Source organism: Thiopseudomonas acetoxidans (genome assembly GCF_030362935.1).
GTDB lineage: Bacteria > Pseudomonadota > Gammaproteobacteria > Pseudomonadales > Pseudomonadaceae > Thiopseudomonas > Thiopseudomonas acetoxidans.
Genome location: NZ_JAUCDY010000010.1, coordinates 35,583 through 58,171, shown reverse-complemented (window position 1 = coordinate 58,171; position 22,589 = coordinate 35,583). Strand labels below are relative to the sequence as shown.

General features: G+C 48.7%; 22 protein-coding genes and 1 pseudogene. 14 read left to right on the top strand and 9 right to left on the bottom strand.

Annotated elements, in window-relative coordinates; genetic code table 11:
- Positions 1 to 38 precede the first annotated feature (38 nt).
- From cadR to QEZ41_RS08870, 3 genes are all read left to right on the top strand, one after another.
- A complete protein-coding gene (gene cadR / locus QEZ41_RS08880; protein ID WP_289411090.1) occupies positions 39 to 467 on the top strand; it encodes a Cd(II)/Pb(II)-responsive transcriptional regulator in 429 nt (142 codons plus the stop codon).
- A gap of 92 nt (positions 468 to 559) precedes the next feature.
- The gene (gene nagB, locus QEZ41_RS08875) at positions 560 to 1,309 is read left to right on the top strand and encodes a glucosamine-6-phosphate deaminase (protein ID WP_289411088.1); all 750 of its coding nucleotides are present in this window, start codon (positions 560 to 562) and stop codon (positions 1,307 to 1,309) included.
- A gap of 15 nt (positions 1,310 to 1,324) precedes the next feature.
- On the top strand, positions 1,325 to 2,014 hold the full coding sequence (locus tag QEZ41_RS08870; RefSeq protein ID WP_289411087.1) for a DUF4197 domain-containing protein: 690 nt from the start codon (positions 1,325 to 1,327) through the stop codon (positions 2,012 to 2,014).
- 55 nt (positions 2,015 to 2,069) lie between these two features.
- Here the strand turns inward: QEZ41_RS08870 and QEZ41_RS08865 are convergent, their stop codons facing one another.
- Entirely contained in the window at positions 2,070 to 2,849 is a 780-nt protein-coding gene (locus tag QEZ41_RS08865; protein ID WP_289411086.1) for a ferredoxin--NADP reductase, read from the bottom strand.
- Positions 2,850 to 2,954: 105 nt separating this feature from the next.
- Here QEZ41_RS08865 and QEZ41_RS08860 point away from each other — a divergent pair, with 105 nt between their 5' ends.
- Positions 2,955 to 3,881 (top strand): LysR family transcriptional regulator, encoded by a 927-nt coding sequence (locus QEZ41_RS08860; RefSeq protein ID WP_289411084.1) that lies wholly within the window; start codon positions 2,955 to 2,957, stop codon positions 3,879 to 3,881.
- Positions 3,882 to 4,743: 862 nt separating this feature from the next.
- Here QEZ41_RS08860 and epmB read toward each other — a convergent pair.
- Complete coding sequence (gene epmB, locus QEZ41_RS08855; protein ID WP_289411083.1) at positions 4,744 to 5,769, bottom strand: EF-P beta-lysylation protein EpmB; 1,026 nt, start codon at positions 5,767 to 5,769, stop codon at positions 4,744 to 4,746.
- 53 nt (positions 5,770 to 5,822) lie between these two features.
- On the opposite strand from epmB, the gene QEZ41_RS08850 reads away from it, so the two are divergent.
- On the top strand, positions 5,823 to 6,380 hold the full coding sequence (locus tag QEZ41_RS08850) for a peptidylprolyl isomerase (RefSeq protein WP_289411082.1): 558 nt from the start codon (positions 5,823 to 5,825) through the stop codon (positions 6,378 to 6,380).
- A 68-nt stretch (positions 6,381 to 6,448) separates the two neighbouring features.
- On the opposite strand, the gene QEZ41_RS08845 is transcribed toward QEZ41_RS08850, so the two are convergent.
- From QEZ41_RS08845 to QEZ41_RS08825, 5 genes are all read right to left on the bottom strand, one after another.
- The gene (locus QEZ41_RS08845) at positions 6,449 to 7,939 is read right to left on the bottom strand and encodes a flagellar hook protein FlgE (RefSeq protein WP_289411081.1); all 1,491 of its coding nucleotides are present in this window, start codon (positions 7,937 to 7,939) and stop codon (positions 6,449 to 6,451) included.
- A 36-nt stretch (positions 7,940 to 7,975) separates the two neighbouring features.
- Positions 7,976 to 8,653, bottom strand: a complete 678-nt coding sequence (gene flgD / locus QEZ41_RS08840; protein ID WP_289411080.1) for a flagellar hook assembly protein FlgD — start codon at positions 8,651 to 8,653, stop codon at positions 7,976 to 7,978.
- A 16-nt stretch (positions 8,654 to 8,669) separates the two neighbouring features.
- A complete protein-coding gene (gene flgC / locus QEZ41_RS08835; RefSeq protein ID WP_289411079.1) occupies positions 8,670 to 9,122 on the bottom strand; it encodes a flagellar basal body rod protein FlgC in 453 nt (150 codons plus the stop codon).
- 15 nt (positions 9,123 to 9,137) lie between these two features.
- The gene (gene flgB, locus QEZ41_RS08830; RefSeq protein ID WP_289411078.1) at positions 9,138 to 9,545 is read right to left on the bottom strand and encodes a flagellar basal body rod protein FlgB; all 408 of its coding nucleotides are present in this window, start codon (positions 9,543 to 9,545) and stop codon (positions 9,138 to 9,140) included.
- Positions 9,546 to 9,717: 172 nt separating this feature from the next.
- Entirely contained in the window at positions 9,718 to 10,158 is a 441-nt protein-coding gene (locus QEZ41_RS08825; protein WP_289411076.1) for a YtoQ family protein, read from the bottom strand.
- A gap of 165 nt (positions 10,159 to 10,323) precedes the next feature.
- On the opposite strand from QEZ41_RS08825, the gene QEZ41_RS12020 reads away from it, so the two are divergent.
- Genes QEZ41_RS12020 through QEZ41_RS08800 form a run of 6 tightly spaced genes read left to right on the top strand, consistent with a single transcriptional unit; the run spans position 10,324 to position 15,691 of the window.
- Positions 10,324 to 10,542: a PP0621 family protein gene (locus QEZ41_RS12020; RefSeq protein ID WP_353061906.1), complete on the top strand. Its 219-nt coding sequence runs from the start codon at positions 10,324 to 10,326 to the stop codon at positions 10,540 to 10,542.
- A gap of 7 nt (positions 10,543 to 10,549) precedes the next feature.
- The gene (locus QEZ41_RS08820; RefSeq protein ID WP_289411075.1) at positions 10,550 to 12,151 is read left to right on the top strand and encodes a two-component system sensor histidine kinase NtrB; all 1,602 of its coding nucleotides are present in this window, start codon (positions 10,550 to 10,552) and stop codon (positions 12,149 to 12,151) included.
- Positions 12,148 to 13,497, top strand: coding sequence for a sigma-54-dependent transcriptional regulator (locus QEZ41_RS08815; RefSeq protein WP_289411074.1), 1,350 nt, complete (start codon positions 12,148 to 12,150; stop codon positions 13,495 to 13,497). Before QEZ41_RS08820 ends, QEZ41_RS08815 begins: the two co-directional genes overlap by 4 nt.
- Positions 13,498 to 13,517: 20 nt before the next feature.
- A complete protein-coding gene (locus tag QEZ41_RS08810) occupies positions 13,518 to 13,955 on the top strand; it encodes a hypothetical protein (protein WP_289411073.1) in 438 nt (145 codons plus the stop codon).
- Positions 13,956 to 13,957: 2 nt separating this feature from the next.
- A complete protein-coding gene (locus QEZ41_RS08805) occupies positions 13,958 to 14,377 on the top strand; it encodes an META domain-containing protein (protein WP_289411071.1) in 420 nt (139 codons plus the stop codon).
- A 33-nt stretch (positions 14,378 to 14,410) separates the two neighbouring features.
- A complete protein-coding gene (locus QEZ41_RS08800; RefSeq protein ID WP_289411070.1) occupies positions 14,411 to 15,691 on the top strand; it encodes a M18 family aminopeptidase in 1,281 nt (426 codons plus the stop codon).
- Positions 15,692 to 15,855: 164 nt separating this feature from the next.
- On the opposite strand, the pseudogene QEZ41_RS08795 reads toward QEZ41_RS08800, so the two are convergent.
- Together QEZ41_RS08795 and glyA are read right to left on the bottom strand one after the other, a co-directional pair.
- A pseudogene (locus QEZ41_RS08795) lies at positions 15,856 to 16,227 on the bottom strand (transposase); the annotation flags it as partial.
- A gap of 433 nt (positions 16,228 to 16,660) precedes the next feature.
- Positions 16,661 to 17,914, bottom strand: a complete 1,254-nt coding sequence (gene glyA / locus QEZ41_RS08790) for a serine hydroxymethyltransferase (protein ID WP_289411069.1) — start codon at positions 17,912 to 17,914, stop codon at positions 16,661 to 16,663.
- Between the two features lie 224 nt (positions 17,915 to 18,138).
- Between glyA and QEZ41_RS08785 the strand changes: the two genes are divergently transcribed.
- The 3 genes from QEZ41_RS08785 to QEZ41_RS08775 all read left to right on the top strand — a co-directional run bounded on the left by QEZ41_RS08785 (position 18,139) and on the right by QEZ41_RS08775 (position 22,588).
- Positions 18,139 to 19,317 carry an acetyl-CoA C-acetyltransferase gene (locus QEZ41_RS08785; RefSeq protein ID WP_289411068.1) on the top strand — a complete coding sequence of 393 codons (1,179 nt, stop codon included), beginning with the start codon at positions 18,139 to 18,141 and terminating at the stop codon, positions 19,315 to 19,317.
- A 62-nt stretch (positions 19,318 to 19,379) separates the two neighbouring features.
- Complete coding sequence (locus QEZ41_RS08780; RefSeq protein WP_289411067.1) at positions 19,380 to 22,298, top strand: DUF748 domain-containing protein; 2,919 nt, start codon at positions 19,380 to 19,382, stop codon at positions 22,296 to 22,298.
- The gene (locus QEZ41_RS08775; RefSeq protein ID WP_289411066.1) at positions 22,295 to 22,588 is read left to right on the top strand and encodes a DUF2845 domain-containing protein; all 294 of its coding nucleotides are present in this window, start codon (positions 22,295 to 22,297) and stop codon (positions 22,586 to 22,588) included. The genes QEZ41_RS08780 and QEZ41_RS08775 overlap by 4 nt, the downstream gene beginning before the upstream one ends.
- Position 22,589 lies beyond the last annotated feature (1 nt).

Genomic DNA, 22,589 nt, shown 5'->3' with positions numbered 1-22,589 from the left:
TATAATTAAAAACCCTGTACCAACTACAGAGTCAAGCCATGAAAATCGGCCAGCTTGCTAAACGCGCGCACACCCCAGTCGAAACGATTCGTTATTATGAGCGTGAAGCACTGCTTCCTGAGCCACAGCGCAGTGCGGCCAATTACCGCCATTATCAGCAGCAACATTTAGAGCGCTTGCTCTTTATTCGTCAGTGCCGCGCGTTAGATTTATCCCTAGCCGAGATACGCACCTTGCTGGAAGTTAAGGATAATCCTAATGCTGCCTGTGATACGGCCAATCAGGTATTGGATGAGCACATTCAGCATGTCGAAACACGCATCCATGAATTACAAGCCTTAGCACAGCAATTGCGACAGCTGCGCAGTAAATGCCATAGCGAAAAGGCAGCGTCTGATTGCGGTATTTTGCAAAGCATCAGTAAGTCCAATGCTACGCCTATGCCATCGAGCAGTCATATTAAATAGTTCGCTGAACCTATGAAAAAAACCTGACGTCAAAAGCGCATGTTTGTATACTGCACAGCGTTTTCTTAAGCCTCTCTCAAGGACAACCTATCATGTTCTTCGTTTTCCCTAGTGCTGACGCTATCGCACAACACCTAAGCCAACACATCATTGATACGATTAAACGAAAACCCAATGCGGTGCTTGGTTTAGCCACTGGCAGTACGATGCTGCCGGTTTATCAGCGCTTTGCCGAACAGGTACAGGAACACGCGCTGGATCTAAGCCAAGTTACTACTTATAACCTCGATGAATATGTTGGACTTGCTCCTGAGCACCCACAGAGTTACAACCATTACATGCACGAACACCTGTTTGACAAGATCAAACTGGATGACAGCCAGGTGTATTTACCCAGCGGGCATTGCGCGGATATCGACTTAGAGTGCAAGGAATATTCAGCTAAAATTCAAGCCTGCGGTGGACTGGATTTTCAGCTGCTAGGTATTGGCACTAACGGTCATATAGGTTTTAACGAACCCTATACGGCGTTTGACAGCCAAACCCACGTCGTGGAGTTATCCGAAAATACACGTATTGATAACGGTCGGTTTTTTGACAACTGGGCGGAAGTACCCACCCACGCCATCACCATGGGCATTCAAGACATTATGCAAGCCAAAGAAATTATCTTGGTGGCAACCGGTGCACATAAGGCAGAAGTGATGGCTAACTTATTCAACAGCCCGATTGACGAGGCTATGCCAGCGTCCATTCTGAAACAGCACCCACGCATTAAGATTTTTATGGACCAAAGCGCAGCGTCTCTAATACCAGACAGCGCACTCAACACACTCTGTTGAAGCCGTTAAACACTCATGCAAAAGCTCACCCAGTTTTTTATCTTCATGTGCTGCTTGGCGCTGAGCTCAAACTCAGCCGCCTTTTCCATCAATCAGCTCAGCCAAGTTCAAGCAACCAACAGCCTCAAGCAATTACTAGAGCAAGGCAGTGACATCGCCATTAAACAGCTGGGCCAAAACGGAGGCTTTAGCCAAAGCCCCAAATGGCGGATTAAGCTGCCTAACGCCTTGCAAAAGCCAGCCAAGCTGATGCGCACTTTCGGGCAGGGCAAATATGTTAACGAGCTGGAAGACAGCCTAAACACTGCAGCTGAACAAGCGATACCGCATGCCAAAGAGCTATTACTCAACGCCATTAGCAAGATCCGTTTAGAAGATGCTAAGCAAATTCTAAGCGCTCACCCAACCGCAGCCACAGATTTTCTTAAACGCACCAGTGAAGCGGATTTGCGCGCACGTTTTTTACCTATAGTCCAGCAACAGACCAATCAGTCTGTGTTGAGCCAGCAATACAGTCAGGTGGCGAGCAAAGCGAAAAAATTTGGCTTTAGCTCGGACAAAGTCACTTCCATTGAAGACTATGTGACTGAGCAGGCGATAACCGCATTGTTTGCTGCATTGGCGGAGCAAGAAAGCGCGTTGCGCGCCAATCCTAAGCAGGCTGCAGGCAGCTTACTCAAGCAAGTGCTCGAAGGCCTGCGTTAAAAGGTTGGCAATGCAAACGCACGGGCAAATCCCGCGCGCTTGCTTTAAAAGACATTTACTTCTCAACAAACGCCCGCTCGATAACAAAGTCAGCCGGCTCACCCACCCGCGGTGACACGCGCAAACCGAAGTCTTCACTGAGCATAACGCTCAAATCATCCAGCATCGCCGGACTGCCACACAGCATGGCACGATCATCCTGCGGGTTGATTGGCGGCAAACCAATATCACTAAACAGCTTGCCGCTGCGCATCAGTTCAGTAATACGTCCCTGATTCTTAAACTGTTCTCGGGTTACGGTTGGGTAATAAATCAGTTTTTCCCGTGCTAACTCACCAAAAAACTCATTGTTTGGCAGCTCTTGGGTAATAAAGTCTGCATAGGCCAGCTCATTGGCGTAGCGCACACCATGTACTAAAATCACCTTTTCATAACGCTCGTAAACATCAGGATCTTGAATCAGACTGATATAAGGCGCTAACCCTGTACCCGTTCCCAACAGGTACAGATGTTTGCCGGGCAGCAAATCATCAACTAGCAAGGTTCCCGTGGGTTTCTTACTGATCTGAATACTGTCACCCACTTGCAGGTGCTGCAGTCGTGAGGTCAGCGGTCCATTAGGCACTTTGATCGAAAAGAACTCTAAATACTCTTCGTAGTTTGGACTCGCAATAGAATACGCACGCATCAGTGGGCGGTCCTCCACCTGCAAACCAATCATCACGAACTGACCATTTGCAAAGCGCAACCCGGGACTGCGGGTCGTCTTAAAGCTAAACAAACTGTCATTCCAATGGTGCACACTTAGCACCTGCTCGGTATTGAGATTACTCACTGCGACTGCTCCAAAAGTTTCCTACTAATCGATACGCTCAGTATAGTCTTGGCATTTACATTAATTAAATGAATAATAAAGATAACTCTTATTCGGATTACCAATATGCGCTTAACTCTTCGTCAGCTGCAAGTCTTTGTCGAGATTGCCCAGCAGCTTAGCGTATCAAAAGCTGCCGACATTCTAGCTATGTCGCAGTCAGCTGCCAGCACAGCTTTAGCAGAGCTGGAACGTAATTATGACTGCAAATTATTTGACCGTGCCGGTAAGCGTTTATTTATAAATGCTTTAGGCTTACAGTTATTGCCTCAAGCTCGCGCGCTACTTGAACAAGCACAGGCTTTAGAGGCAATACTCAAGGGGCAAGAAGGGTTCGGCTCGCTCAGTGTTGGTGCCACCATGACCATTGGCAATTATTTGGCTACCTTGTTGCTAGGCCACTTTATGCAACGCCACCCTGAATGCCAAGTAAAACTGCATGTGCACAACACCGAGCACATCATTCAACGCATTCGCGCCTTTGAATTAGATATCGGCTTGATTGAGGGCAACTGCCAAGATCCGGATATTCAGATAACACCCTGGATTAATGATGAGCTGGTCATTTTCTGTGCACCGCAACATCCATTAGCCAACCGCAAGCAGGTACAGCTGAGCGAGTTAACTAAGGAGTCTTGGATTGTGCGCGAACAAGGCTCGGGCACAAGGCGCGCTTTTGATACCGCCATGCAAGAACATCAGCAACCGCTGCGGATTTTGCTGGAACTAGAGCACACCGAGGCTATCAAGCGAGCCGTTGAATCAGGTTTAGGAATTGGCTGCATTTCACGCCTGGCCCTACGCGATGCTTTTCGCCGCGGCAGTTTAGTGCCAATAGAAGCACCTGAACTGAACCTTGAACGACCTTTTTCCTTTATTTGGCATCGGCACAAATATCAGAGCAAAGCCATGCAAGAGTTTCTCCACATGTGCCACCAACTTACCCAAGGTTGCAGCCGTAGTGACCAGATTCAACTACCCTCTATTGCTTAGCGCTGTTTTACAGCTGCAGAAACAACTGCGTAGAGCACTTAACTTATCTGGCTCTTAGCATTTAAGGGTGTAGCTGATTTCTAAACTCTCCTGACTTCAGCAAGCATCTAGCTATCAGTCCCACAGCAAAGCAAGACGGTTTGCACGCAGCCGATTGCTTGGCACAGCTCTTGTGGGAGCGCAACTCTTGCGCGAAACAAACCATCCAGCCACACCAAACCTTAATCGCGCATAAGATGCGCTCCCACAATCCCACAGCCCCACAACCCCACAACCCCACAGTAAAGCAAAGCGGTTTGCACGCAGCCGGTCGCTTGGCACTGCTCTTGTAGGAGCTTACATTTCCCAATGTTCCCCGACATTTTTTCCAGCTGGCCAGATTTTACTACACCCCTAAATGCGAAGAGCCACTTATCTAAGGAGCCTCTGAATAACGTTACCGAGGACGCTAACACAAGGCGCAACGACCAGCGGGAGTAACAGCCAAAGGCTGGCCCGAAGGGCGAGCGCTAGCGAGTCAAAACGTGCGAAAAAGCGCAGTTTACACAGGGTAAATGAGCATTTTATTCGCTTCGCTCCCCCTTCGGGGCCGTGCTAAAGCACGTTCAATCTAAAGATTGTGAGTGCGTTTTTAACGCAGTGGTAGCTACGCAGGTAGTTATTCAGAGACCTCCTAAGAAAATATCCAGATTCAGCAGCCAACAATCACACCCAAGTGCCGGTAATTTGACGTCAAAATCTAATCGTAGCTTATTTAATTTATATAAATACATACTGAAAGCAGGACAATTATAAGCCTGCTAACTAGCATGCCAAAAGTTATTTATACCCACCAAAAACAACAGAGCAACCAGCTAGTTTTTTAGATAATCCCTATAGGAATCAAGGTCTTATGGGGCTGTCCTGCTTGCTCGCACACCAACTTTGGCACCAGATAGCCCGGCAAGTATTGCTGCATATGACGATATAATTCCTGAGTACGCTCAGCGCTTAACGCAAAATGCTGTGCGCCCTGCACGCGATCAAGCTGGTGCAGATAATAAGGCAGTACTCCATAGTCAAACAGCGTTTCGCTAAGTTGGCAAAGTGTCTGCTCATCGTCATTCACGCCTTTAAGCAGCACTGTTTGATTGAGCAACGTAATGCCTGCAGCACGGTATTGCGCCAACAATCCCAAGTGTTCTGGAGCCAACTCTTGTGCATGGTTGATATGCAGCACCAAACTGGTACGCAAGCGACTCTGACTAAGCAACTGCATCAGCTCTGCAGTGAGGCGCTGTGGAATCACCACGGGTAAGCGGCTATGAATCCGCAGGCGTTTCACATGCGCAATGGCGGCTATTTGCTCAAGCAATTCACTTAACTGTTCATCGCCCAGCAATAATGGATCGCCACCACTCAAAATCACCTCGCTGATACTGGAATCTTGCGCTACATAATTCAGCGCACTGTGCCATTGCTGGCGACCCACTCGATTGTCGGCATAGGGAAAATGACGGCGAAAACAATAACGGCAATTGACGGCGCACCCACTCGCGGCAATTAACAATACGCGTCCGTGGTATTTATGAATTAAACCCGGACTCACATTACTCGCTTGCTCATCAAGCGGATCTTGGGTGTAACCTTGCACACTAAGCTGCTCATCAGCCACCGACAAGACTTGCCGCAATAACGGATCATCGGCATTACCGCTGCGCATGCGCTGGACAAATGTTCTGGGAACCAAAAGCGGAAATTGTTTATCTATACATACTTGTTGCGCCAGCGGATGCTCGGTTAGCTTAAGCAGCTGTAGCAGCTCTTGAGGTTCGCGTACGGCTTGCGCCAAAACACTTTGCCAATTATTTTTGCAAGGCTGTAATAGTTCGTGGTTATACTTAGACATAAATGATGGTTCAAATAAATTGTTTGCTCAATTATATGAGGTAGTGAAATCTTATGTTGAAAAAAATCTTTCTTGCCGGCTGCCTTGCCGTATTGACTAATGGCGTTTTCGCCAATGAATCGCCTCGGGTACTGCTCGATACAACGCTTGGGGAAATTGAACTGGAGCTTAACGCTGAACAAGCACCTATTAGCGTCAAGAACTTTCTCGACTACGTTGATAGCAAGCGTTATGACGGTACTGTGTTCCACCGTGTAATCCCGGGCTTTATGATTCAGGGCGGCGGTTTTGATAAGTACATGCAACAACGCAGCACCAAAGCACCTATTAAGAACGAGGCCGACAATGGTTTAAAAAACGACCGTGGCACTGTAGCCATGGCGCGTACGCGCTCAGTTAACTCAGCCACCATGCAGTTTTTTATCAACCACAGCGACAATGATTTCCTTAATCACAGCGACCGTGATTTCGGTTATGCCGTATTTGGTAAAGTCGTCCGCGGCATGGATGTAGTCGACACTATTGCTGAGCAAAAAACCAGCTCTTACGGCATGCATGAAAACGTACCGATTGAGCAAGTTATTATTCTAAAAGCAAAGCGCTTAAACTAAACACGCTTTTTAAGATAAAAAAAGCGCGCTGCTAGTTACCTAGTAGCGCGCTAAAATCACTCTGGCCGTTAACGCAAGTTAATGATGGTTTGAGTGATGGCACTTTCAGTTTCAATCGTTTTCGCATTCGCCTGATAGTTACGCTGAGCAACAATCAGATTAACCAACTGATCCGACAGCTCGACGTTAGAGTCCTCCAACGCACCCGCCTGAATCGCTCCTAAGGTTCCAGTACGACCTGGGTTACGCACCGGCTCACCTGACTCCAGCGACTGCACCCACTGCGTTTTACCAACAGGCTTTAAGCCCTGTACGTTGGCAAAGTCAGCCAAAATTACCTGTCCCTGCACCTTGGACTGCCCGTTGGTGTAACGAGCAAAGATAAGTCCAGTGTCATCAATCTCAACACCCGACAGCTCACCTGTGGTGTAGCCGTTTTGCGCCACTGCGGTCACCGCAAAGGAGCTGGCATACTGAGTTGCATTACGCATATCTAACTGCATGCCTGTTGGGTTCATCGTTGAACCGTTAGAAATGGCTATCGGTGGTTTGGCTTCATTCAGCAGCGACGGAGTCCACATACCTGGGTTCAAAGTCAAAGTACCATCTGGGTTTGCGCTAAAATAACCTTCCAGATCACCGGCCATCGGCTGTAGCTTACCAGCACTATCAAACGCCATATTCAGCGTGATGGGTGAGCTATTACCAATACGAGCAATAGCAGCTACCACTTGTTCTTCAGTGGCGCCGTTGTTAATTAAGTCCTGCACCTCTGTTTGCATGTTCGAGCTAAACGAGTCAGCAGGAAGCGCCGCCACTGCTGCGTCCAATACAGCTTGCGGACCGCCACCTATGTTACTCTGCGCCGCAAAGTTGGCCGCACCCGCTTGTGGATGTCCGCCATCAATCATCACGTTCATCTGCCAGCTGTTGGGCCCAGTTTTGACAAAATACTGGGTAAAGGTGTGTGCATTACCCTGACTGTCATAAATATTAGTTGACGTTGACGAGTTGTAGGACGCTGGATCAGTTGGACTAAAGTTAGCGTTAGTCGGTATGTTATTGGTCGAGTTCAGGTTGAAGCTTTGCTTCATTTCACTGGTCGCTCTGGGCTCCTGGCTAGCAGACTTAATCTGCAGGTTACCCACCACGCCTTCCATAATCTGGTCATTAGAATCAACGATGTAACCCTGCAGGTTATAGCCGAAGTTATCCACAATAAAACCTTCTTTATCGGTACCAAAGAAACCTGCTCGGGTATAGCTAAGCGCACCGTTATTACTGACTTGGAAAAAACCATTACCGTTAATGGCCAAGTCCAGCGGATTTTGAGTGTAGTTAATGTTTCCCTGATTGAACTGCTGGGAAATGCTCGCTAACAGCACACCACTACCCTGCTGGTTTTTACCTGTACCCAACACAGTAGCCGCATACACATCTGCAAACTCGGCACGCGACTGCTTAAAGCCCACAGTCCCCGCGTTCGCGATATTGTTACCGGTAACGTTGAGATCTTTAGTTGCCGCACGTAAGCCGCTTAAACCAATATTGAATGACATAGTTGACTCCCTGGTCGCCAAAGCGACAGCTAAAATTTATTGACCGATAATCTGTACTTGTGACAAAGGCGCAGTGCCTAAGCCAGCTAAATTCAATAACAACTCACCACCCTGCGGATTTAATGTAACGCTATCCACGTTAGCTGGTAGTAAGGTGTAGAGACCTTGGGTTTCACCATTAAAGGAACCCTCGGCTTTAAACTTGTACTTGCCAGGCGGCAAGGTTTCGCCATCACTGTTTTTACCATCCCACATAAAGCTTTGGTTGCCACCTTCTTGCGCGCCCATGTTCACTTTGGCAACCACACTACCCGCACTGTCGTACACGCTGACATAGACGTTGCTGCTGCTTTGTGGGACCAAAACACTACCTTTAAACGTTTCAGCCGTATCCACCATGGCTTCATTGGCAGCGATAATAACCTTACGCCCAACCAGTGAAGATGCTTGTAATGCTTGTGATGAGTGAAAACCTGAAAGAATATCACCCACGCTAGCATTCAGTTTCTCAACACCCTCTACGGTACTAAACTGGGCCAGCTGCGCGATAAACTCACCATTACTCTGAGGCTCTAGCGGGTTCTGGTTATTTAATTGAGCAACCAACAATTCCAAGAATTCGTTTTTGCCCAAATCCTTGTTAACCTCGCGATCATTCTTGCGCTGATACTGTTCCAGTACCGAGCCTGTGGTTCCAATTGCAGAAGCACTCATCTTTATGTCCTCGCCCTTACTGGCCTAAAGTCAACACACGCTGCATCATTTGCTTGGCGGTGTTCATCATTTCTACGTTGGTCTGGAAAGCACGGCTAGCAGAAATCATATCGGCCATTTCTTCCACCACGTTGACGTTAGGGTAAAACACATAACCCTGTTCATTGGCTGCCGGGTGGTCTGGCTCATAGCGTGGCACGAGCTCACTTTGATCCTCGACAATACCCTTCACTTGTACACCTTTGCCTGACTGAACTTGTCCAGCAAACAAAGATGCTGAGCCTGTGCCATTGGGCTGTAAATTTTCCGCAAACACTGTGGCAAATACGGGATGACGCGCACGATAGGTTTGGTCAATGCTGGAGGACACCGTATCGGCGTTAGCGATGTTGCTCGATATAGTGTTTAAGCGCGTACTTTGCGCACTCATGCCACTGCCGGCAATATGAAATACACTGGATAGAGACATAATCAGTTACCTCGCTTATTCGCCGCGTAGGGCCATCATCAGCCCTTTGAATTTTTTATTTAACAGAGTAAAGCTGGCTTGGAATTGCACCGCATTTTCCGTATACATGGATTGTTCTACCTGTAGATCCACCGTGTTTTGGTCGATGGCTGCATGATGAGGGTTGCGGAAACGTAACGCTGGGTCAGCCAGCTCGACACCATCGGCGCTAATATGCTGGCCATTGGTGCGTGCTAACGAAACGGGTCCACTGCCTTGGCGATCGGCTTGGCTGGCTAATACGCTAGCAAAGTCTAGATCACGCGCTTTAAAATGCGGGGTATCGGCATTGGCAATGTTATTAGCCAGCACCTCAGCGCGCTGGGCACGGAAGCCGAGGGCTTGCTCATGGATGCCGAGGGCTTTACTGAAATTGATACTCATGGTCGCACTACCTGTTGTTAATCTACCTGCCTGAATCAATGCAAGTCATATGCCAACAACTGGTAAGCTCTTATGTATCAATGAGTTAGATGTTGCGAAGGGGAAACCAGAAAGCTAAGTGGCAGTTTTTTGCCACATGCCGGAGCGCAATGATGCGCCCCGACATCCTATTTTATACTTGGGTGACGTAAGCAAGCGTCTCTACGACCTGCTCCGTGGTGGTTGCCCAAGCCATGGCAGCAGCGTCCACTTCTTTAAGTGGGTGAACAATATCTGCAGCGTGCAGGGTCACATAGGGTTTGCCCAGTGCAGCGCAATAACCAGCATCAAAAGCGGCATTCCATTGTTTGTACTTATCACCAAAACGCACCACCACTAAATCAGCTTGCTCGATTAGGGATTTGGTACGTATAGCATTTACTTTAGCTGATTGATGATCACGCCAAAACTGATTGTCCTGCGCACTTAAATGATCGCCAGCCGCATCGCTTGCATCATGGTCGGTCACTGCAGAGGTAAATTTAATATCTAAGCCGCGTGCAGCCGCACCCTGCTTGATCTCATCACGCCAATCAGTATGGATTTCACCAGAGAGATACACTGTAAATGTCATGTTTTTTCCTTACATTAATCCAGACAAGACGAATATTTACTATGTCTGTTAAACTTTAACTCACTATAACTATACCTCACTTTAGCAAACCTTTGAAAACCACCTACGCAACACGCTGTAGGCTTTCAGGGACCGCTTAAACACTTGCCTTAGCAGAGACTTACCATGGGACTTTCGCGTTTAATTTTATTCTTAATTTTTTTCACTGCGGGTTACTGGCTGTGGAAAAGACTCTCAAACAAAAAAAAACCAAAACAGCACTCTTCCACTGCTACACCCATGGTGCGCTGTAACCATTGCAATCTGTATTTAGCACAAGAGCAAGCCACACTAAAAAACGACCAGTGGTATTGCTGCGCAGATCATGCACACAGGGACAATTAGCTAAACCATGAACAACGAACTGGCTTTATTAGGTACCGCCGGACAACGTGTACTGCGTCTTTACCACATTTATCGGCTTATTATTGGTCTGGCACTGGTACTTATCATTTCCAGCAACCTAGAAAGCCAGTTGCTCGACGTCACTCATCGCCAATTCTTTTTATATGCCAGCTGGGCCTATTTAATTCTAAATATTATTGTCGCTACCAGCATGCAACAGGCTGAGCGTATCGGTGTGTTATTCGCTTTGGCACTCTTTGATATTGTGCAACTCTGTACTTTGTTTTATACCGCTGGCGGCCCATCTAGCGGCATAGGTAACCTGATTATCGTAGCTGTTGCTGTGGCCAATGTTTTGTTATATCGCCACTTAGGTATTCTAATTGCAGCTGTAGGTGCAGCCGGTATTATCTACCTGACCTTTTATCTTAGCTTTAGCAACGCCTATGTCAGCAACCTTTATATGCAAGCAGGTATCTCAGGCATGCTGTGTTTTGCTGCGGCATTTTTTGTGCAAGCCGTCAGTAAACGTCTTAAAGCCAGTGAAGCTTTAGCTATTAAACAAGCCTCTACCGTTGCTAGCCTAGAAGCGTTAAACGCCTTAGTTATCGACCGCATGCGTACCGGTATTCTTATCGTCGACAACCAATACCGTATTTTGCAAGCAAACCAGTCTGCGCTACAGATGCTTAATAGCCGACAGCTACAAGGGGCCAGCCTTGCCATACATTTCCCCGCCTTAATCGACAGCTATCAAGCCTGGCAGAAAAATACAAGCATGCACCCAAGCTCCGTTCAATTCTCTGAAAGAACGCCACAGTTACAGCCCAGCTTTGTGTTATTGAATAAAAATAACGACACCGGGCAGCTGTTAATTTTCTTAGAAGACACGCGCCAGATTAATCAGCATGCACAGCATTTAAAACTGCTGTCACTGGGTCGCTTAGCAGCAGCCATTTCCCATGAGATCCGTAACCCACTAGGCGCAATCAGCCATGCGGCACAGCTATTAAACGAGTCTGAACAGTTAGGTTCAGAGGACAAGCGTTTAGCGCAGATAATTCAAGACCAAACCAGACGCATGAACCTAGTCGTGGAAAACGTGCTGCAGCTATCCAAGCAACGCCAAGCCGAGCAGCAAGTGCTTGATCTTAAATACTGGCTGCACCGTTTCGTCAGTAACTATCAAGAAAGGGCAACAACAAACGAAGTACTGCGCCTACTGGTCAAAGGCTCCTCACTGCAAACACGTATGGATCCGCACCAGCTGGATCAGGTGTTAACCAATTTAATTAACAATGCTATGCGCTACACAAAAGAGGTGGAAGGTAAACGTTATGTGGATTTAATCCTGTACCGCCACCCAGACAGCAAGCTACCCGTGTTGGAAATCCTAGACCAAGGGCCGGGCATACCCGAGTCCCAACAACAAAGCATGTTTGAGCCTTTCTTTACCACCGACAGCAAGGGCACAGGCTTAGGTTTGTACATCTCACGTGAGTTATGCGAGGCTAACCAAGCACGACTCGACTACAGTCCTCGCGAAGGCACTGGCAGTTGCTTTAAAATAACTTTTGCCCACCCTAAATCCTATGGTCTCAGACAATGAGTATAGCCACTGTTTTAATTGTTGATGACGAACCCGATATTCTTGAACTGCTCGAAATAACCCTAAGCCGTATGGGTTTAAAAACCCACAGCACCTGTAATTATCAAGAAACATTGGCCGTATTACAGCAGCAAACTTTTGACTTGTGCTTGACTGACATGCGCTTGCCTGACGGCTCTGGCTTAGACATTATCGAGTACGTGCAACAGCATCACAGTACCATGCCCATTGCCATGATTACCGCATACGGCTGTATAGAAACCGCAACCAAAGCGCTTAAAGCCGGTGCGTTTGATTACATCACCAAGCCAGTGGATATTAACCGGCTGCGCGAGCTGGTCAGCAGTGCGCTTAAGCTGAGTACCAATCACGTAAAGCACGATGTTCCGGTTGAAAACGCGCTGCTCGGCAACTCTACCCTGATGCAACGCTTGCGCATGCAAATCGCCAAATTGGCACGCAGCCAAGCACCTGTATATATCAGCGGCGAATCAGGCACAGGCAAAGAGCTCGTCGCACGACAAATACACCAGCTAGGCAGCCGTAACGAACAGCCTTTTATCCCCGTTAACTGCGGTGCAATACCGAGTGAACTCATGGAAAGCGAGTTTTTCGGACACAAAAAAGGCAGCTTTAGCGGCGCCACAGACAACAAAATCGGTTTATTCCAAGCAGCACACGGTGGTACCTTATTTTTAGACGAAGTCGCTGACTTACCCCTCAACATGCAAGTAAAGCTGCTGCGTGCGTTGCAAGAAAAAACTATTCGCCCCGTGGGTTGCCAGCAAGAGCAAGCCGTTGATGTGCGCGTGCTGAGCGCCACCCATAAAGACTTAAACAAAGAAGTGGCCGCGGGTCGCTTTCGCCAAGACTTGTTTTACCGCCTTAACGTTATCGAGCTTAACGTTCCGGCACTGCGCGAGCGTCCCGAGGACATTGCACTACTGAGCCAAGTGTTTTTACAACGTTTAAACCAGGACAACAACCATGTCGAGCTTACTCCCGAGGCACTAGCCAAACTACAAAGCTTTCACTTCCCCGGCAACGTGCGCGAACTGGAAAACCTGCTGGAACGCGCCTACACCCTGTGCGAAGGCAATGTTATTGACAGCCATGACCTAAACCTAACCAACGTCGGCATCACCCCTGCGGCAATAGCTTCTGAACAACCCAGCCCTTCCACAGGTCCTATCAATAACTTAGAGCATCACTTAGAAACCATAGAACGTAAAATTATCGTGCAAGCTTTGGAAGAAACACGCTGGAACCGTACGGCAGCAGCAGAGCGCTTGGGTTTGAGTTTACGTTCTTTACGCTACCGCTTAAAAAAGTTGAGTATCGACTAACAATCAAGCAGGTACAGATTATGACGCAACATGACTTTCGCCAACAGCAACTCAAGCCTAAACGCACGCTGATTGAATGCCGCACCGTGCAACCTGGACGCTATCAAGTCACTGGCACAGGCGATGCAATCAAAGTAGGTGATAGTCTGCTGGTCAGCCTCAAAGGCAGTCGTGAGCTCAGCATGCAGCTGCATATTGAACATATTGAATATTTAATTAACGCACCCGAACAATGGACCGCCACAGCCAGCGGCCCTATTTTTAACGAGCTCGCCATTCATCAATGGCAGGTTCAATGTGACGGCTGCGGCAGTTTGCTAGAGCTTGAATTTGCTGTGGATGCCAGTTTAGGGCAAGATGCTTTGCTACCGGCAGCAGAGGTGCGCCTCACTGAACTTGGCTGGCAAAACCGTGCTGGCCGGCACCTGTGCCGACATTGCCAATCAACAGAAGCCTAATTATGAAAAAACTTTACTTTGCTATTGCCATGACTGCTGTTGCTAGCGGTTGCTCAAACTTGCCCAGCTTCTCCACCCAGCTTGCTCAAGAGCAACTCTATTATGTGGAATGGATTGGCGAGCGCTCCCTGATCGACAGCAGTTATTTATCCATCACCCTAGGAAAAAACATGCGTGCTCATGGCTTGGCCGGCTGTAACAATTGGTTTGCCGAATACAAGCTTACCGGCAAACAGCTACGCCTGGATAAATTTGCCACCAGCCGCAAACTCTGCGCACCCGCTTTAATGGAGCAAGAACAACGCTACCTTGAAGCCCTGAGTCAGGTGACACACTGGGATTACTCCAAAGAAGGCCAACTACAGCTGTGGCCTGAAAACGGCGCACCTATTCGTTTATGGCCGGATACCCTAACGCAGTAATTCCATTACCCAAGTAATCCCACAGGAACAATCATGCACTCCGCTTTATTTGAGTTTCTAACCCAGTCCCCAACACCCTTTCACGCCACACAAAGCCTTGCCAGCACGCTAACTACCGCAGGTTTTACTGAACTTAATGAGCGTGAGCCGTGGCAGCTTGAGCCTGCCGGACAGTATTTTGTCCGCCGTAACGACTCCTCCATTATTGCTTTGCGTTTAGGTCAACGACCGCTCACCGAACAAGGTCTGCGCGTGATTGGTGCGCACACTGACAGCCCATGCTTGAAGGTTAAACCCCAGCCGGAAATTAACAGCCAAGGTTATTGGCAGTTGGGCGTGGAAGTGTATGGTGGAGTGTTATTACTGCCTTGGTTTGATCGGGATCTGTCCTTAGCCGGCCGTGTTACTTTTATCCAAGATGGACAGTTGCAGAGCCGCCTGATTGATTTCAAAACCCCAATCGCTGTTATTCCAAGCCTAGCCATTCACCTCAACCGTGAAGCCAATAAAGGCTGGGAAGTGAACGCGCAAAAAGAATTGCCGCCGGTATTAACCCAACTTTCCGGTCAAGAAGAAAAAGATTTCCGAGCCCTGCTTGCTGTGCAGCTGCACCATGAGCACGGTTTGCAAAACATACAAGTATTGGATTATGAGCTCAGCTTTTATGACACCCAAGCGCCAGCGCACATTGGTTTACAGCAAGACTTTATCGCCAGCGCCCGGCTCGACAACCTGCTGTCTTGCTTTGTTGGCCTAGACGCCTTGCTTTCTGCCGACGGGCAACAGGCTAGCGTGCTGGTTTGTACTGACCATGAAGAAATCGGCTCTAGCTCGGCCTGTGGCGCCGATGGCCCCTTCCTTAAACAAGTGTTGCGCCGCATCCTACCCAACGAGGAAGACTTTAACCGCTGTATTCAGCGCTCCTTACTGGTGTCGGCGGATAACGCTCATGGCATTCACCCCAATTATGCTGACAAACACGACAGCAATCACGGCCCGCTGCTTAACCAAGGCCCGGTGATTAAGGTCAACAGCAATCAGCGTTACGCCACTAACAGTGAAACGGCAGCGTTTTTCCGCCACCTATGCCAACAACACAACGTGCCAGTACAAAGCTTTGTTACCCGCAGTGACATGGGCTGCGGCTCGACCATTGGTCCAATTACCGCCAGCAAGCTAGGCATCAACACCATTGATATCGGTGCCGCCACCTTTGCCATGCACTCCATTCGAGAACTGGCTGGCACTCAGGACGTGGTTCATCTCACTAAAGTAATGACCGCGTTTTATAATAGCGTGGAGTTACTCAGCTAAACTTTACTTTCGTTTTTTAAGCAAACTCTGAATAAAGGAACCTCTGAATAACGTTACCGAGGACGCTAACACAAGGCGCAACGACCAGCGGGAGTAACAACCCGAAGGGCGAGCGCTAGCGAGTCAAAACGTGCGAAAAAGCGCAGTTTCCAGGCCCTTCGCATTTAAGGGTGTAGCTGATTTCTAAACCCTCCTGACTTCAGCAAGCACCTAGCGATATAGTAGGCTAAATTTCTAAAGCCCAGAGCCGTGCCACGCAAGTGCTCAAGTCGTCCGTTGCTGGTTCCTGGTCGGTCGAAGTAGGTATGGATACTATCCGCGTATTTTTTCAGCGTTTTCCCCAAGGCCTTTACCTCGGTGAGTGCTTTGGGCAAGTGGCTGGCTGTAATGATATTTATGAGCTCTTGCATGAGTTTTTTACCACGCTTTCGATCCGGCTCGTTATAGGCGCAGACCACCCGTTGGTGCATGTTCTAGGTGCAATCCACTTCAAGGTGATGCTCATCTGCAAACAGCTGGAACAGTTGTTTTTTATTGGTGGTTGTCCATGTAGATCATGCCTTTAGGCTGACGTGTCGGGCTGAAGCCCGACCTGCATGAGCTCATCGCGCATAAGATGCGCTCCCACAATCCCACAATCCCACAGTCTCACAGTAAAGCAAAGCGGTTTGCACGCAGCCGGTGGCTTGGCACAGCTCTTGTAGGAGCTTACATTTTCTAAGTTCCCCGACATTTTTTCCAGCTGGCCAGATTTTTCCTACACCCTTAAATGCGAAGAGCCAGTTAACCCCGAGTAAATGAGCATTTTATTCGCTTCGCTCCCCCCTTTGGGGCCGTGCTAAAGCACGTTCAATCTAAAGATTGTGAGTACGTTTTTAACGCGGTGGTAGCTACGCAGGTAGTTATTCAGAGGCTCCTAAAAAAACCCGGCTTAAATAACCGGGCTTTTTATTGTCTTAGCGACTAGGCTTAGTCCACATACACAGGGTGCTTAGCACAGACCGCTTTAACTTTTTCGCGTACCGCATCGATGACAGACTCATCATCCATGTTATCGAGGATATCGCAAATCCAGCCGGCTAATTCACCGCACTCAGCTTCTTTGAAGCCACGGGTGGTCACTGCTGGTGTACCAATGCGCAAACCGGAGGTAACAAAGGGCGAGCGTGGGTCATTGGGTACGGAGTTTTTGTTCACGGTAATAAACGCACGACCTAAGGCAGCATCCGCATCTTTACCGGTGATGTTTTGCTTAATGAGCGAGACAAGGAACAAGTGGTTGTAAGTACCACCTGACACCACATCATAGCCGCGTTCGATAAATACCTGCGCCATTGTCTGCGCGTTTTTCAGCACTTGTGTCTGGTAGGTTTTAAATTCTGGCTGCAGTGCTTCTTTAAAGCAGATCGCTTTACCGGCAATCACGTGCTCCAAAGGGCCGCCCTGGGTACCAGGAAATACCGCCGAGTTAAGCTTCTTTTCGATTTCTTCGTTGGCACGCGCCAAAATCAAACCACCACGTGGGCCACGCAGAGTTTTGTGCGTAGTGGTGGTGACCACATCCGCATAAGGTACTGGGTTCGGGTAAATGCCTGCAGCAATCAAGCCCGCTACGTGCGCCATATCAACAAACAGATAAGCACCCACTTTGTCAGCGATTTCACGGAAGCGAGGGAAATCCAGCACCTGTGAATACGCCGAGAAACCAGCCACAATCATTTTTGGCTTGTGTTCTACCGCTAAACGTTCAACCTCGTCGTAATCAATCAGACCTTGCTCATTGATTCCGTACTGAATGGCGTTATACAGCTTGCCGGAGGAGCTCACGCTCGCACCGTGGGTTAAGTGACCACCGTGCGCCAAGCTCATACCCAGGATAGTATCGCCACCTTGCAAAAGCGCCAAGTACACTGCTGCGTTTGCTTGTGATCCGGCGTGTGGCTGCACGTTAGCATAGTCTGCGCCAAACAACTCTTTAGCGCGATCCACAGCCATCTGCTCAACGATATCCACGTACTCGCAGCCACCGTAGTAGCGCTTGCCGGGATAGCCTTCGGCATATTTGTTGGTTAACACAGAACCCTGCGCTTCCATCACCGCTGGGCTGGTGTAATTTTCAGAAGCAATCAGCTCAATATGCTCTTCTTGACGCTGGGCTTCTTTCTCCATGGCATCAAAAAGTTCTGGGTCAAATTGGGCAATAGTTACTTTACGGCTAAACATAGCGGTCCTCAATGAATCACAGGGCAGTCGTTTGTACCACTGGTGCACAAATAAAATTGAAGATGAATTCTACCCGATTTGTCAGCACATGGCACATGAAAGACAAACAAGTTAGTTATAAATTTATTTCACTCTGTCTGCTTAATCGCTAACTAGCTGTGGCAGAATCAAAGTGCTGACGCCTTTTCAGTCATTTCTACGCACAATAATAAGAGGTACACCTCATGCATGAAGTCGTTATCGTGGCCGCCACTCGCACTCCCGTAGGTAGTTTTCAAGGCAGCTTAGCTAAAATACCCGCTGATGAGTTGGGCGCTTGTGTGATTCGCACTCTAGTGGAAAGCACGCAAATCAAACCCGAGCTGGTTGATGAAGTGATTATGGGGCAAGTGTTAACTGCCGGCAGTGGACAAAACCCCGCACGCCAAGCGGCACTCAAGGCAGGACTGCCGGTATCCGTCCCTGCGCTAACTCTAAACAAAGTCTGCGGCTCGGGCTTAAAAGCTGTGCACCTAGCCGCGCAAGCCATTCGCTGCGGTGATGCTCAAGTAGTGATTGCCGGCGGGCAGGAAAACATGAGCCTTGCGCCCTATGTGCTGCCTAAAGCACGCACGGGATTACGCATGGGCCACGCGCAGATGCTCGACAGCATGATTGAAGACGGCTTGTGGGATGCTTTTAATGACTATCACATGGGCATTACCGCGGAGAACATCGTCGACAGGTACGGTTTTAGTCGCACACAACTGGACGAATTTGCCGCCCACTCCCAAGCCAAAGCCGCTGCAGCTTTAGCCGAGAATCGCTTTGCCAGTGAAATCACCCCAGTCCCCATAGCGCAAGGCAAAGCCGAATCCCTGCTGTTCAGCCAAGATGAACAACCGCGACCCAGCAGCTCACCGGCTAGCCTAAGCAAACTACGTCCAGCGTTTAAAGAAGGCGGCAGCGTCACTGCAGGAAACTCATCTACACTAAACGATGGCGCTGCTGCGGTATTACTAATGAGCGCCGAGCAAGCCGAGGCATTAAACCTACCTGTCATGGCGCGCATTGCTGCCTACGCCTGTGCTGGGGTTGAGCCTAGTATTATGGGCACTGGCCCAATTCCTGCCAGTCAAAAATGCCTCAACAAAGCGGGCTGGCAACACAGCGAACTCGACCTTATCGAAGCCAACGAAGCCTTTGCCGCGCAAGCCATGGCGGTGAATCAAGACATGGGCTGGGATACAGATAAGGTCAACGTCAATGGGGGTGCTATCGCATTAGGTCATCCAATCGGTGCCTCCGGCTGCCGCATTTTGGTATCCTTGGTGCATGAAATGCAGCGTCGTGATGTGCATAAAGGCTTAGCCACCCTATGCATCGGCGGCGGCCAAGGTGTCGCCCTAGCCATTGAACGCTAATTACTTGCCCGGCTGAGCCTACAGCTATTTTTAGGCTCAGCGTGTTTAAAACGGAACCGTACATGTCAAAAAACCTAAAACGCCTTTTCATTGGTCTTAGCTGTGCTGTAGCACTCTATAGCTGGTTAGGTTTTTTACTTATCCCTAGCCTGGCGCTCTCGGTGATCAACCAAAAGCTCTCTGAATACAGCAACCAACCTGCCCAACTGCACCGCTTGGAATTTAATCCTTTCAACCTGCACTTGCAGCTCTGGCAGTTACATATTGGTCAAGAGCAAACCACTGTTGCATTTGAACAGCTCAACACACAGCTAGCATGGGACAGCCTGTGGCGCAGTCGCGTGCATGTTAAGTTCGTCAACCTAGTCAGCCCGCAAGCTTGGCTAGACATTAATAAACAAAACGAAGTAAATCTGGCGCAACTGCTGGTCTTGCCAACCGCCGACGAAACGGCTAAGCCAGAAGCCAGCACCACAGAGCCTATCATTGTGCAGGTTGACCATATAAGTATTGAACAAGGTCAGCTTAAGTTTAGTGACCAGCGTCCGCGCCAGCCGGTAGCAGTTGAGTTTAACGAGCTTAACCTGCAATTAGAAAACCTGAATACCGCGCCCGACGAACAAGGCCAACTACAATTAAAGCTGCAAGCTAACGATGGCACTCAACTCGCCTGGCAAGGCGACGTTTCGCTTCAGCCACTGCGCTCAAGCGGTCATTTAGAAATAGAAAATATCGCTTTAAGCAGCTGGTGGCCCTATGCGGCAGAACAAACTCAGCTGCATTTGGATGGCGGCTTGCTCTCGTTTAGCAGTGATTACGTAGTAGAGGCGCAACCCGAATGGCAGCTACTTACGACAAACTCAGCCATTGCAATACAACAGCTGGGTTTAAGCAGTCAGAAAAAAACATTGGTAAAGCTTGAGCGCTTTTCCGTCCATGACACTGCGCTCGACTTGCAAAAGCAAAGCGTGCGCATCGGTAAAATCCGCAGCCAAAACCTGTCCAGCTGGGTAAAAATAAACGAGCACGGCCAGCTGAATTGGCTGCAAGCCTTTGCGCCTGATAACCCAGCTGCAGCGACTCAACAAACCCCACAGAACAACGAAGCCGCATCCGTTCAACTCAATAACGCATTAGCGCAGCTGCCTTGGCAGATTAAGCTCGACAACGCACAGCTTGAAAATTACGCCGTTGACTTTACCGATAACAGCCAAGCCGACCCGGTGGCAATCGAGCTGAAACAGTTAAATATTACGCTGAATGACTTTGATAGCCGCACTGATAAGCCGGTCAACCTGACTGTAAACAGCCAAATCGGAGAGGATGGTCAATTAGCGCTGCAAGCGCAAATTAAACCACAAAGCTTTAAAAGCACATTAAAGCTCAAAACTAGCAATCTTGATTTGCGCCCGGCTCAGGCTTGGATAACTCCGTATGCAAAAGTAGAGCTTCTTAGTGCGTTACTCAACAGTCAATTAGAAGCTGAACTGCAACAGTTAAGCCCCTTGCTGGCTACTGCTAAGGGTGAGCTGGCTATTAATCAACTGCATATCCGCGATACCGACCAGCGCCGCGACTTACTCAAATGGCACAGCCTTAATTTGCACGATATTGCCGTCACACAAGGCGAGCATACTCAGCTCAACATTGGTCTTATTACCGCCAAACAGCCTTACGCACGCGTGGTCATTGACGAGCAACTGCAGACCAATATCAGCAAGGTGTTGGTCGAGCAGCCAAGCCCCAATATTTCACCAACACCAACGCCCCAGGCTGCTAATAACTTTGCGTTTCATCTCGGCGAAATTACCATTCAGGACGGCTCAGCACACTTTGCCGATTTCAGTCTCAAGCCACATTTTGCCACCGCCATTCAGGACTTAAATGGCCGCATCGGCAGTTTGGATAACCAACAAGACAAGACAACTCCGGTTGAAATTACGGGTTCGGTCGACCGCTATGCCCCAGTCAAAATTAAGGGCTCACTCACACCTTTCGATCCCCTGCGCACCCTGGATCTGGACGTTAATTTCAAGCAGGTTGAACTCACCACACTCACGCCCTATTCCGGTAAATTCGCAGGTTACCGCATTCAAAAAGGGCGACTTAACCTCGCGCTGCATTACCAAATTGACCAAGGTAAACTCAATGCTAGCAATAGCGTTTTACTGGAACAACTACAACTCGGCGACACAGTTGATAGTCCGGATGCCGTTAAATTACCTCTGCGCTTAGCTATCGCCTTGCTGAAAGACACCAAGGGCAATATTGAAATTAAACTGCCGGTTAAAGGCGATCTTAACGACCCCGAGTTTAGCGTAGTCCCCATTGTGTGGCAGACACTGCGAAACCTGATCACACGTGCTGTATCTGCTCCCTTCAAACTGTTAGGTAATTTAGCCAATAACAAACAAGACTTAAGCCAAGTCAGCTATTCGGCTGGTCAAGACAGCCTCAGCCAAACCAGTGCGCAAGCCCTGCACAGCTTGGCGCAGGCATTAAAACAACGCCCGCAACTTAAGCTTAATATTGAAGGTACCAGCTCGGCAGCCTTTGATGGTTTAGTCGTCGCACAACAGTATTTGCACTATCGGCTGCAGGAGCTGTGGTACAGCGAACTACAAAAACGCGGCAAAAAAATAGTTGAGTCGGTGGAGGAGCTTGAAGTTCCTGAAAAACAACAGCTTCAGCTGCTAGAGCAACTCTACAACGAGCTCCCTGAACCTGCCAAACTGGCAAACGAGTTGCCACGAAACAAAGCAGAAAGGCTGGAAATCATGCAGGACTTATGGCTAAAACACCATGCCAACAGCACCCTGTTATTGCGCACTTTAGCGCAAAAAAGAGCACGAACTATCCGCCAATATCTGGTTGAGCAAGGTCAAATCGAACCGCAGCGGCTGTTTCTGGTGGATGTCAACGAGCAGGCTATTAATGATGAACACGGTATTAACAGCCTATTACACTTGGATGCCTTATGAAAAAAACGCTCTGCCTCATATTGTTTACCGGCTTGCTTACCAACATCGCACAGGCACAAACCATGCGCTGCGGCACAGAACTTATTAGCGTAGGTAATCGCGGCTTTGAAATCATTCGTAAATGCGGCCAGCCTAGTTACAAAGAGGTGGTTGGCTACACCCTAGGCACCTCACAACGCACCGAACTGCGTATTGAAGAATGGGTGTACGGACCCAATAACGGCATGCAATACATACTGCGGCTTGAAGGCAACCGCTTAATTAAGATTGAATCTAGCCGAGTGCCTTAAC

Coding starts and splice junctions, on each gene's coding strand:
- cadR (WP_289411090.1), top strand. CDS start 39: ATGAAAATCGGCCAGCTTGCTAAACGCGCGCACACCCCAGTCGAAACG.
- nagB (WP_289411088.1), top strand. CDS start 560: ATGTTCTTCGTTTTCCCTAGTGCTGACGCTATCGCACAACACCTAAGC.
- QEZ41_RS08870 (WP_289411087.1), top strand. CDS start 1,325: ATGCAAAAGCTCACCCAGTTTTTTATCTTCATGTGCTGCTTGGCGCTG.
- QEZ41_RS08860 (WP_289411084.1), top strand. CDS start 2,955: ATGCGCTTAACTCTTCGTCAGCTGCAAGTCTTTGTCGAGATTGCCCAG.
- epmB (WP_289411083.1), bottom strand. CDS start 5,769: ATGTCTAAGTATAACCACGAACTATTACAGCCTTGCAAAAATAATTGG.
- QEZ41_RS08850 (WP_289411082.1), top strand. CDS start 5,823: ATGTTGAAAAAAATCTTTCTTGCCGGCTGCCTTGCCGTATTGACTAAT.
- QEZ41_RS08845 (WP_289411081.1), bottom strand. CDS start 7,939: ATGTCATTCAATATTGGTTTAAGCGGCTTACGTGCGGCAACTAAAGAT.
- flgD (WP_289411080.1), bottom strand. CDS start 8,653: ATGAGTGCTTCTGCAATTGGAACCACAGGCTCGGTACTGGAACAGTAT.
- flgC (WP_289411079.1), bottom strand. CDS start 9,122: ATGTCTCTATCCAGTGTATTTCATATTGCCGGCAGTGGCATGAGTGCG.
- flgB (WP_289411078.1), bottom strand. CDS start 9,545: ATGAGTATCAATTTCAGTAAAGCCCTCGGCATCCATGAGCAAGCCCTC.
- QEZ41_RS08825 (WP_289411076.1), bottom strand. CDS start 10,158: ATGACATTTACAGTGTATCTCTCTGGTGAAATCCATACTGATTGGCGT.
- QEZ41_RS12020 (WP_353061906.1), top strand. CDS start 10,324: ATGGGACTTTCGCGTTTAATTTTATTCTTAATTTTTTTCACTGCGGGT.
- QEZ41_RS08820 (WP_289411075.1), top strand. CDS start 10,550: ATGAACAACGAACTGGCTTTATTAGGTACCGCCGGACAACGTGTACTG.
- QEZ41_RS08815 (WP_289411074.1), top strand. CDS start 12,148: ATGAGTATAGCCACTGTTTTAATTGTTGATGACGAACCCGATATTCTT.
- QEZ41_RS08810 (WP_289411073.1), top strand. CDS start 13,518: ATGACGCAACATGACTTTCGCCAACAGCAACTCAAGCCTAAACGCACG.
- QEZ41_RS08805 (WP_289411071.1), top strand. CDS start 13,958: ATGAAAAAACTTTACTTTGCTATTGCCATGACTGCTGTTGCTAGCGGT.
- QEZ41_RS08800 (WP_289411070.1), top strand. CDS start 14,411: ATGCACTCCGCTTTATTTGAGTTTCTAACCCAGTCCCCAACACCCTTT.
- glyA (WP_289411069.1), bottom strand. CDS start 17,914: ATGTTTAGCCGTAAAGTAACTATTGCCCAATTTGACCCAGAACTTTTT.
- QEZ41_RS08785 (WP_289411068.1), top strand. CDS start 18,139: ATGCATGAAGTCGTTATCGTGGCCGCCACTCGCACTCCCGTAGGTAGT.
- QEZ41_RS08780 (WP_289411067.1), top strand. CDS start 19,380: ATGTCAAAAAACCTAAAACGCCTTTTCATTGGTCTTAGCTGTGCTGTA.
- QEZ41_RS08775 (WP_289411066.1), top strand. CDS start 22,295: ATGAAAAAAACGCTCTGCCTCATATTGTTTACCGGCTTGCTTACCAAC.